This is a genomic window from Actinomycetota bacterium, from assembly GCA_005774595.1.
Lineage (GTDB): Bacteria > Actinomycetota > Coriobacteriia > Anaerosomatales > D1FN1-002 > D1FN1-002.
The window spans coordinates 1-10,942 of record VAUM01000032.1 but is presented as its reverse complement, the minus strand read 5'-3'; the positions used below and the strand labels follow the sequence as shown (position 1 = coordinate 10,942).

General features: G+C 69.5%; 7 protein-coding genes. All 7 read left to right on the top strand.

The features are described 5' to 3' along the window. Positions 1-770, top strand: a 770-nt coding sequence (locus FDZ70_02525; GenBank protein TLM79792.1) for a kinase/pyrophosphorylase, incomplete at its 5' end; no start/stop codon positions are given. A gap of 88 nt (positions 771-858) precedes the next feature. Beyond that, positions 859-1,149, top strand: a complete 291-nt coding sequence (locus tag FDZ70_02520; GenBank protein ID TLM79791.1) for a hypothetical protein — start codon at positions 859-861, stop codon at positions 1,147-1,149. Between the two features lie 45 nt (positions 1,150-1,194). Beyond that, positions 1,195-2,481, top strand: coding sequence for a serpin family protein (locus FDZ70_02515; protein TLM79790.1), 1,287 nt, complete (start codon positions 1,195-1,197; stop codon positions 2,479-2,481). A 108-nt stretch (positions 2,482-2,589) separates the two neighbouring features. Beyond that, positions 2,590-5,331, top strand: a complete 2,742-nt coding sequence (locus tag FDZ70_02510) for a pyruvate, phosphate dikinase (GenBank protein ID TLM79789.1) — start codon at positions 2,590-2,592, stop codon at positions 5,329-5,331. Between the two features lie 38 nt (positions 5,332-5,369). Next, a complete protein-coding gene (locus tag FDZ70_02505; protein ID TLM79793.1) occupies positions 5,370-6,392 on the top strand; it encodes a deoxyguanosinetriphosphate triphosphohydrolase in 1,023 nt (340 codons plus the stop codon). 296 nt (positions 6,393-6,688) lie between these two features. After that, positions 6,689-8,818: a sodium-translocating pyrophosphatase gene (locus FDZ70_02500; protein ID TLM79788.1), complete on the top strand. Its 2,130-nt coding sequence runs from the start codon at positions 6,689-6,691 to the stop codon at positions 8,816-8,818. A gap of 37 nt (positions 8,819-8,855) precedes the next feature. Then, entirely contained in the window at positions 8,856-10,817 is a 1,962-nt protein-coding gene (locus FDZ70_02495; protein TLM79787.1) for a DNA primase, read from the top strand. The last annotated feature ends 125 nt before the right edge of the window (positions 10,818-10,942 follow it).

Below are 10,942 nucleotides of genomic sequence, written 5' to 3'. Positions count from 1 at the left end.
CTTCGCGAGGGCAGCTCGAGGGCGTCGTGCGCGGGGCGACCGGGGACGACTGTGTCTTCCTCTACACCCTCGCCGACACGCGCCTGCGCGACGTGATGCACCGGGTGACGCTCGAGAAGGACATCATGGCGATCGACATCATGGGGCCGGTCGTGGGCGCGCTCGCGGGCGCCATCCACCGCGACCCGGCGTGGAAGGCCGGCGCGGTGCGCACGACGGGCGCCGAGTACTTCGAGCGGGTCGACGCGCTCGATTTCGCCGTCCAGCACGACGACGGGCGCAACGCCGAGGAGCTCGACCAGGCCGACATCGTGCTCATCGGCGTGTCGCGCTCGAGCAAGACGCCGCTGTCGATGTACCTCGCGTTCAAGGGCTACAAGGTCGCCAACGTCCCGCTCGTGCCGGGCGTCGAGCCGCCGCCTGAGCTGTTCGCGGTCGACCGCAGCCGGCTGTTCGGGCTGGTGATCGACGCGGGTACGCTCTCGGAGATCCGTCGCCAGCGCATCGGCGACCTCGGGCCGTACTCGGGCGGGTACGCGGATATCGGCCACGTCGAGGACGAACTCGCCGACAGCCGGGCGCTCATGCGGCGTCTCGGCTGTTTCGTGGTCAACACCGGCAGCCGCGCGATCGAGGAGACTGCGCAGGAGATCCTGCGGCACTTCGAGTGTGCTTTGCCGCGGCAGGGCGCCGCGCAGGTCGAGCAGGTGCCCGAGACGTTCCACGCCCGCCGGGCCCCACGCAGGCGCCTGCCGCGGCCGGGGGACTGACCGCCCGGCCTCGCGGGCGGGAATGTACGAGCGGTACGGACACGCGCGAACCCCAAGGCACGCGCGACGATGGAAGGGGAGTCGAGCGATGGGATTCCTGGAGGACGTGGGCAAGGGCCTGAGCGATCTCGGCCAACAGGCAGGGGATGCGCTCAAGACCGGCAGCAAGCAGCTCGACCTCACGACGCTGCAGTCGCAGATCAAAGACGCGTACGCGTCACTCGGCCAGGCGGTGTACGTGAAGCGCGCGAACGGCGCCGTCACGCTCGACGCCGAGACCGAGGCCTACGCCGCGGCCGTCGACGAGCTGCGCACTCGCGAGGCGGCGCTCAAGGCCGAGATCGAGGCGGAGAAGTCGGCGCCGCCGACATCGGCCTGACCGTCGGTCTGCGCCGTGTGGCGCATCACCGTGAGGGGAGAGCCCGTGCGGATCCGGATCGGACCGACGATCGTGGTGTGCCTTGCGTCCGCGGTGGTCGCACTCGTTGCAGTCTCAGGCTGCGCACGGCTGGGAGGGGACGGAGTCACCTTGGTGGCTTCGGCCCGTCCGAAGAAGGCCGATGCCGGGACGCCGCGCAGCGAGCGGCTCGTTGCGGCCATCAACGACTTCGGTGTCGACCTGCTGATGGCCACCTCGGACGGCGCGGGTGAGAACGTGGTCGTATCGCCGGCTTCGGTGCATGCTGCTCTGTCGATGACGGCGAACGGCGCTGCCGGTGAGACCGCCGCGGAGATGCATCGCGTCCTGCGGATCGAGTCGATGGGCACGACTGCGTCGAATGCGGACTGGGCCTCGCTCCTCGCGCAACTCGACAGTCGAAGCTCCAAGCAGGTCCTCGAGGTCGCGAACGGGCTCTGGGCGCGGGATGGGGTGGAGTTCAAGGAGCCGTTCCTCGCTGCGGACCGGGATTTCTTCGGCGCGCAAGTGACGACGCTCGACTTCGAGAAGGACGACGTCAAGGGCGAGATCAATCGGTGGGTCAAGAAGGAGACGCACGGGATGATCGGCCGGGTCGTCGAAGAGGTTCCGGCGGAGTCGATCCTCTACCTGGTGAACGCCGTCTACTTCCTCGGAGAGTGGGTCGAGCCGTTCGAGAGCGAGTCCACCTATGATGCGCCGTTCACCCGCGCCGACGGTTCGCAGGTGGACGCCGCGATGATGCACTCGACGCGGTGGATGCCCTACGCCAGGACCGATGTGCTGCAGGCGACGAAGCTGCCGTACCAAGGGGACGATTCCGCGTACTACATCCTGCTACCCGATGAAGGTGTGCAGTTCGGCGATGCGGCCGCGAGTCTCCAAGGCACCGGCTTCTCGGAGCTGCGGAGAACTCTCATGTCGCAGGACGGGACCGAGGTCGCGCTCGGGTTGCCGAAGTTGGACACCGAGTGTCTGACCGAGCTGGCGGAGCCGCTGAGCGCGCTGGGGATGCCGCATGCGTTCGACGACGCCGAAGCCGACTTCACGGGGATGGCGGACCTCGACGTGCCGATCTACATCGGGAGCGTTCTCCACAAGACGAAGGTCAAGGTGGACGAGAAGGGCACCGAGGCGGCTGCCGTCACGGTCTCGGCGATGATGACCGGATCGGCCGCGCCCGGCAACGAGCCGATCCAGTTCGTCTGCGACCGGCCGTACCTGTTCGCGATCGTTGACGAAGGCAGCGGGGCGATGCTGTTCCTCGGCGCGGTCAACGACCCGACGAAGTAGGAGGGCCGCCCCGCGGTACGGCCCGCCCTCGCCACGCTGACCGCACCGCCGCCGTTCCGCTACCATAGCGCGTGCATCTGTCGCGCGAGACAACGCAAGGGGAGTCCAGTGGGAGACGTTCAGCGCGTGTACGGGTTCGGCGCGGGCCTCGACGGAGTCGACCGCACCGAGGGCAACAAGGGCATGAAGTTCCAGCTCGGCGGCAAGGGCGCGAACCTCGCCGAGATGGCGCTGATGGGATTGCCGGTCCCGCCCGGGTTCACCATCACCTGCCAGGCGTGCATGGAGTACTACAACTCCGAGCCGCCCGCGTTCCCGCCGGACCTTTCCGAGGAGATCGCGAAGCACGTCGCGGACCTCGAGGGCAAGATGGGCAAGAAGCTCGGCGACGACGCCGACCCGCTGCTCGTCTCGGTCCGCTCGGGCTCGCCGTTCTCGATGCCGGGCATGATGGACACGGTGCTCAACCTCGGCCTGAACGACACCTCGGTGCACGGCCTGATCGCCAAGGCGGGCAACGAGCGCTTCGCGTGGGACAGCTACCGCCGCTTCATCCAGATGTTCTCGAAAGTCGTGCTCGACGCCGAGGGCGACCTGTTCGAGAACGCCATCAACACGATGAAGCAGCAGCGCGGCGTCGCCGACGACACCGAGCTGACCGCCGCCGACCTGCAGGAACTCGTCGGCGTGTTCAAGGTCATCGTGGCGGACCACGTGTCGGCCGCCGACTTCCCGGCGCTGGCCGGCGCCGACGGCCGCGTGGCGTTCCCGCAGGACGTCACGAGCCAGCTGCACCTGGCCATCGAGGCCGTCTTCCGTTCGTGGATGAACGACCGCGCGGTGCTCTACCGCAAGCTCGAGCGCATCGCCGACGACCTGGGCACGGCCGTCAACGTGCAGTCGATGGTCTTCGGCAACATGGGCGACACCTCCGCCACGGGCGTCGGGTTCACGCGCAACGCGGCCGACGGCACCAATGAGCACTATGGCGACTTCCTGACCAACGCCCAGGGCGAGGACGTCGTGGCCGGCATCCGCGCCACGCGCCCGATCGCCGAGCTCAAGACGGTGCCGGGCCTCGAGGCCGCCGGCGCCGAGCTCGAGCGCGTCTTCGGCGTTCTCGAGGGCGCCTACCGCGACATGTGCGACATCGAGTTCACCATCCAGGAGGGCAAGCTCTGGATGCTCCAGACGCGCATCGGGAAGCGCACCGCGCGCGCGGCGCTCAAGATCGCCTCGGATATGGTCGACGAGGGCATGATCACGCGCGAGGAGGCCGTGCTGCGCATCGACGCCGCGCAGCTCGACCAGCTCCTGCACCCGCAGTTCGACGCGAAGGCCACCTACGACGTCGTAGCCAAGGGCCTGAACGCGAGCCCCGGCGCGGCTGTCGGCGAGGTCGTCTTCTCGGCCGACGAGGCGGAGTCCGCCGCCGCGGACGGCCGCAAGGTCATCCTCGTGCGCTGGGAGACCACCCCCGACGACCTGCACGGCATGGTCGCAGCCAAGGGCATCCTGACCTCGCACGGCGGCAAGACCTCGCACGCGGCGGTCGTGGCGCGCGGCATGGGCAAGCCGTGCGTGTGCGGTGTCGAGGCCCTGAAGATCGACGCGGCCGCCAAGAAGGCCACGATCGCCGGCAAGGGCATCGAGCTTGTCGAAGGCGACATCATCTCGATCGACGGCACCACCGGCGTCGTCGTGCTCGGAGCGGTCGACCTGGTCGCGCCCGAGGTCTCGGGCGACTTCGACACGATCCTGGCGTGGGCCGACGAGTTCCGCACGATGGGCGTGCGCGCCAACGCCGACACGCCCGAGGATGCGGCGCTCGGCCGCGAGTTCGGCGCCGCCGGCATCGGCCTGTGCCGCACCGAGCACATGTTCCTCGGCGACCGGAAGCAGATCGTCCAGGACATGATCATCGCCGAGGACGAGGCCGGCCGTGAGGCGCCGCTCGCGCAACTGCTCAAGGTACAGCGCGAGGACTACGTCGGCATCCTCGGCGCGATGGACGGGTTGCCCGTCACCATCCGCCTGCTCGACCCGCCGCTGCACGAGTTCCTCGACTCGCCGCGCGAACTCGAGGTCGAGATCACGAAGATGGAGTGCAAGGGCGCCGACGCGGCCGAGATCGCGGCCAAGCACAAGATGCTCGCGCTCATCGACTCCATGGCCGAGATGAACCCCATGCTCGGGCTGCGCGGCTGCCGCCTCGGCATCATGTGGCCTGAGATCTACGGCATGCAGGTGCGTGCCATCGCCGAGGCCACCGCTGAGCTCAAGCGCGCGGGCAAGGACCCGCGGCCCGAGATCATGATCCCGCTGGTGTCGGTCGTCACCGAGCTCGAGACGCTGCGCGCCGAGACCGAGGAGATCCTGGCGACCGTTGCGGCCGAGCAGGGTATGGAGCTCGATATCCCGATCGGCACGATGATCGAGCTGCCGCGCGCGGCCGTGACCGCCGACGAGATCGCCGGACAGGCCGACTTCTTCTCGTTCGGCACGAACGACCTCACGCAGACGACGTTCGGCTTCTCGCGCGACGACATCGAGAGCAAGTTCCTGCCGCGCTACCTCGAGCGCAAGATCCTCGCGCGCAACCCGTTCGAGACCGTGGACGCCGGCGTGGCCGAGCTCGTGCGCGTCGCGTGCGAGAAGGGCCGCTCCGTGAACCCGAAGCTCAAGCTCGGTGTGTGCGGCGAGCACGGCGGCGATCCGGACTCCGTGAAGACGTTCTACGGGATCGGCCTGACGTACGTGTCCTGCTCGCCGTACCGCGTGCCGCTCGCGCGGCTCGCCGCGGCGCAGGCCACGCTCGCCGACAAGGCCGCCGCGAGCGACAACCGGTAGGGGAGCGCGGCGAAGTGGGCCTGCCGCTCACACGCGAGATGCTGGAGGCGCTCGAGGTCGAGCGCCTCTCGCATCGTGCGGCGCTGTCGTCGCGCTCGCGCGGGCGCGAGCACGCGTCGAGGAAGGGTCCCGATCCGTTCCGCACGGAGTACATGCGCGACCGGGACCGCATCATCCACTGCAAGTCGTTCCGGCGCCTCTCGCACAAGACGCAGGTCTTCCTGGCGCCCGAGGGCGACCACTACCGCACGCGCCTGACGCACACGCTCGAGGTGTCGCAGATCGCGCGCTCGGTGGCGCGCTCGCTCGCGCTCAACGAGGATCTCACCGAGGCGATCGCGCTCGGTCACGACCTCGGCCACACGCCGTTCGGTCACACCGGCGAGACGGCGCTGACCGAGTGCTACGCCGACATCAGCGGCGGATTCGCGGACGCACCGCAAGCGTTCGAGCACCACGAGCAGTCGGTGCGCGTGGTCGAGCGGCTCGAGTACGGCGGCAAGGGCCTGAACCTCACCTGGGAGGTGCGCGACGGGATCCGCGGCCACACGCGCGACGCCGCCGAGCCGGCCACGCTCGAGGGCTCGATCGTGCGCCGTGCCGACAAGATCGCCTACGTCAGCCACGACGTCGACGACGCGGTGCGCGCCGGCGTCATCAGCGACGAGGACCTTCCCGAGGAGGCGCGCCGCGTGCTGGGCGCCACGCACGTCGAACGCATCGGCACGATGGTGCAGGACCTCACCGTCATGAGCGCGGACCTCGACGGCATCCGCATGTCGGACGAGGTCCTCTCGGCGATGAAGTGCCTGGAACGGTACCTGTGGGACGCGGTGTACACCTCGCCGGACGCCAAGGCCGAGGAGCCGAAGGCCCGCGAGGTGGTCAAGCACCTCTTCATGCACTACCTCGAGCATCCCGAGCAGATGCCCGCCGAGTACGTCGCGCACCCCGAGGAGCCGCTCTGGCAGCGCGTGACCGACTACGTCGCGGGGATGACGGACCGCTACGCGCTCACCACGTACAAGGAGCTCTTCCTCCCCAAGGCGTGGATGATCTGAGCCCGGTGGCCGGCGCGCACGGCAGGGCGCGACCCACGGCTCGACGCGGTCGAGGGCGGTCGGCCGGGCAAAGAGCAGGAGGCTCGGCGGCGGCGTCGAATCGTGACCGGAACGGGAGGCGCGAGAGGCGTTCCGAGCGCGTCGAGCGCGTTGCCCGCATGGAAGGCTTTGGCTAGAGTAGTGCGAAACGTCAACGGCCTCGCGTGGTCGGACCGTCGCGGGGCGCGGTACGGTGCGCTGGGCGCCCGGACCGGGGAGACGGAGTCCCGCCAAGGGATGGACGAGGGGGAGTGGCTATGACGTACGTGCTGGTTGCGGCCTTGTGTGCACTGGTCGGTCTGGGCACCGCCGCGTACTACGCGATGTGGGTGCTCAAGCAGGATCCGGGCTCGGCGAAGATGCAGCGCATCTCCAAGCACATCCAGGAGGGCGCGCTGGCGTTCCTCACCCGGGAGTACCGGACGGTGGCCGTCGTCCTCGTGGCCATCGCCATCGCCATGAGCGTCTTCCTGAGGGCGAGCGGCGGCGTGATCATGGGCATCGCCTACCTGGTCGGCGCGGTGTTCTCCGGTACCGCCGGGTTCATCGGCCTGACGATCGCGACGCGCGCGAACTCCCGCACCACCCAAGCCGCGACGAAGGGCATGCCGATGGCCCTCGAGGTCGCGTTCCGCGGCGGCGCCGTCATGGGTCTGACCGTTGCGGGACTGGGTCTCCTCGGCGTGTCCCTGTGCTTCATCGTCTTTCTCTACGCGACGGGCCTCGTGAAGGACCTGTCGATCGTCGACGGGGCCACGTGGGACGTGTTCGGTATGGCCATCCCGGCCATGACCATCTTCTCCGACGTCATCCCCGGCTTCGGGCTCGGGGCTTCGACGATCGCGCTGTTCGCGCGCGTCGGTGGCGGCATCTACACCAAGGCCGCCGACGTGGGCGCCGACCTCGTGGGCAAGGTCGAGGCCGGTATCCCCGAGGACGACCCGCGCAACCCGGCCGTCATCGCCGACAACGTGGGCGACAACGTGGGCGACGTCGCCGGCATGGGCGCCGACCTGTACGAGTCGTACGTCGGCGCGATCGTCGCGCCGCTCGCGCTCGGCGCTCTGTACTTGGGCTTCCGAGGCGCGCTGCTGCCGGTGCTCATCGCGGCCGTCGGCATGGTCTGCTCCGCTATCGCGACGGCGTTCGTGCGCGGCAAGGCAGGCGGGCACCCGGCGCGCGCGCTCTCGACCGGGACGTATGGCGCGGCGGTCCTGACACTGGCCGCGTGCTACTTCCTCGTCATGTGGCTCGTGCCCGCCGGGACCACGTTCGGTGTGCACGTCGTCAGCAACCCGCTCGGCTTCTTCGTCGCCATCTTCATCGGTCTGGCGGCCGGCATGGCGATCGGCCAGGCGTCCGAGATCTACACGTCGGACACGTACAAGGCCGTCAAGCAGATCGCCGAGTCCGGCACCACCGGTCCGGCGACCGTCATCCTCTCCGGACTGGCGACCGGCATGCAGTCCACCGGCGTGTCGATCATCTTCCTGGTCATCGCGATGGGCGTCTCCTACTGGGCCGGCAACTGGGCCATGCCTGACGGCGGCGGCATCTTCGCCGTCGGCCTGTCGGCCATCGGAATGCTCGCCACCACGGGCATCGTCGTCGCGGTCGACGCCTACGGCCCGATCGCGGACAACGCGGGCGGCATCTCCGAGATGAGCGGCCAGGGCCCCGAGGTCCGCGCCATCACCGACTCGCTCGACTCGGTCGGCAACACGACGGCGGCCATCGCGAAGGGCTTCGCGATCGCCTCGGCCGCCGTGACCGCACTCGCGTACTTCCAGCTCTACGCGGAGAAGGTCGGCCTGCTCAAGGACGGCATCAACATCCTGAACAACAACGTGATCATCGGCCTGTTCCTCGGCGCCATGTTCCCGTTCCTGTTCTCGTCGATGGCCATCAACGCCGTCGGTCGCGCCGCCCAGGCGATGATCGAGGAGGTCCGCCGGCAGTTCCACGAGATCAAGGGCCTTCGCGAGGGAGTCGAGGGCGTCGAGGGCGAGTACGGCAAGTGCGTGAACATCGCCACCGGCGCCGCGCTGAAGCAGATGGTGCTCCCGGCCTCGCTCGCGAGCATCCTGCCGATCGCGGTGGGCCTGTGGAGCAGGTCCGCGCTCGGAGGCTTCCTCGCCGGCGTGCTCGTCGTCGGGTTCCTGATGGCCATCTTCATGGCCAACGCCGGCGGCGCGTGGGACAACGCGAAGAAGTACGTGGAGGGCGGGGAGTTCGGCGGCAAGGGCTCGGACACGCACAAGGCGGCAGTCGTGGGCGACACGGTCGGCGACCCGTTCAAGGACACCGCCGGCCCGTCGATGAACATCCTGATCAAGGTCATGTCCGTCATCGCCGTGGTGTTCGCTCCGCTGTTCACTCGGGGGTAGACGCCCCGGCACGGTGACGTCGGACGGTACGCGTAGAATGGTGCTCCCGCGGGCGGCTTCGCTCGCGGGAGCACCGCGTTACGGGGCCCGTGAGGGGCGTACCGCCGAACGAGGAGGTGTCGTGGGCCGCATACCCGAAGAGGACATCCAGCGCGTCCGCGACGCCACGGACATCCTCGGTGTGGTCGGCGAGGCCGTGGTGCTCAAGCAGAAGGGCCGGCTGTACTGGGGCTGCTGCCCGTTCCACAACGAGAAGACCGCGTCGTTCAAGGTCGACCCGTCCACGCAGATGTTCCACTGCTTCGGGTGCGGCGCCGGCGGCAGCGTGTTCGACTTCGTCATGCGCACGGACAACCTCGACTTCCCGGACGCGGTGCGCCTGCTCGCCGAACGCGCCCACATCGAGGTGCGCGAGGAGGGCGGCACCGGCCCGGGGCGCGGGAAGCGCGACCGCCTGCACGCCGCGTGCGATGCGGCCGCCGCGTACTACCACCGCGTGCTCGTCACCTCGAAGCAGGCCGGCCCGGCGAAGGCGCGGGCGTATCTGAAGTCGCGTGGATTCGGCATCGAGGTCGCGAAGCGCTTCGGCCTCGGGTACGCGCCGGGAGCAGAGGCGCTCACGCTCCACCTTCGCGAGAAGGGCTTCGCAGACGACGAGATCCTCGAGGCGAACCTCGCGCTGCCCGAGGAGCGCGGCGGGCGGCTGCGCGTGAAGGACCGCTTCCGCGACCGGCTGATGTTCCCGATCCGCGACCACGTGGGCAAGGCCGTCGGCTTCGGCGGCCGCGTGCTGGGAGACGGTCAGCCGAAGTACCTCAACACCGGCGACACGCCCGTGTTCCACAAGTCGCGCAACCTCTATGGCATCGACCGCGCGAAGAACGCAATCGTCGCCGCGCGCGAGGCGGTGGTCGTGGAGGGATATACCGACGTGATTGCGTTGCACGAGGCGGGGATGACGAACGTGGTCGCCACGCTCGGCACGGCGCTCACCGCCGAGCACACCAAGCTGCTCGGCCGGTTCACCAAGCGCGTGGTGTACCTCTTCGACGGCGACGCCGCCGGCCAGCGTGCCGCGTTGCGCGCCGCCGACCTCGTGGACTGGAAGGCGGTGTCCGCGCCCGGCGCGTCGGGCGTCGACATGGCGGTCGCGCTCATCCCCGGCGGGAAGGACCCGGCCGACTGGGTCACCGAGCACGGCGCCGACGAGATGCGCGCCGTCATCGCCGCGGCGGTCCCGCTGCTGCAGTTCGTCATCGACCGCAGGCTCGAGTCGCACGATCTGAACACGCCCGAGGGCAGGTCCGCAGCGCTCGCCTCGACGGCCGGCGCGCTGGCCGCGGTGCGCGGTTCGATGCTCGAGCACGACTACGCCAACCGGGTGGCCGACCGCCTGCTGGTGGATGAGGCGACCGTGAGGCGCGCCGTCTCGGGAGCGAAGGCGGACCTCGGGGCGCAGGCCGGAGCGAGACCGGGCGTCGCGGCTCCCGGCGAGGCGCCTGAGGCGGTCTCGGCCGCGCCGCCCGCCGAGTTGCTGCCCGAATCGGCGGCGTCACGCGAGGCGCTGCGGATGATCGCGACGTTCCCGGCCTTGCGGGCGCGGGCATCGTCACTGGCCGCCGAAGGGCTCATCACCTCGCCGGTGATGGTGTCCCTGCTGAAGTGCCTCGCCGAGGCCGGCGCGCTCACGGGAGCGGAGCTGCTCGAGCACGTGCGCGCACGCGATCCGCTCGCCGCGGACGCACTCTCGGGGATCTCGCGTGTAGACGGGCTTGCGGACGGGAAAGTAAACTCAACATTTCGCGGGATCGTGTCGAAACTGAAGGAGACCGCGCTCGAGCGTCGCATCTTGCAGATGCGCGCCGAGATGAAGTCGCTCGACCCCGTCACGGAGCGTGAAGCGCGCGACCGCCTGTTCGCCGAGGCGGCCGCGTTGCAGCGTGAGCTGCTCGAGCTGAGGCGCACCGGACAGGAGTCCGAGCCGGACACCGGATCGTGAGGCAAGCGTGACGTCCAGAGCCAAGAAGACCGAGACCCCGGCAGTTCTCGAGAAGAAGGCGGCGCCTGCGAAGGCGCCAGCGCCGAAGAAGGTCGCCGCGAAGCCCGGGGCCGAGGTCGCCGCAC

What these genes read in the sequence shown, in the direction of transcription:
- FDZ70_02500 (TLM79788.1), top strand. Translation starts at nt 6,689, where the DNA reads ATGACGTACGTGCTGGTTGCGGCCTTGTGTGCACTGGTCGGTCTGGGC.
- FDZ70_02505 (TLM79793.1), top strand. Translation starts at nt 5,370, where the DNA reads ATGCTGGAGGCGCTCGAGGTCGAGCGCCTCTCGCATCGTGCGGCGCTG.
- FDZ70_02495 (TLM79787.1), top strand. Translation starts at nt 8,856, where the DNA reads ATGGTGCTCCCGCGGGCGGCTTCGCTCGCGGGAGCACCGCGTTACGGG.
- FDZ70_02520 (TLM79791.1), top strand. Translation starts at nt 859, where the DNA reads ATGGGATTCCTGGAGGACGTGGGCAAGGGCCTGAGCGATCTCGGCCAA.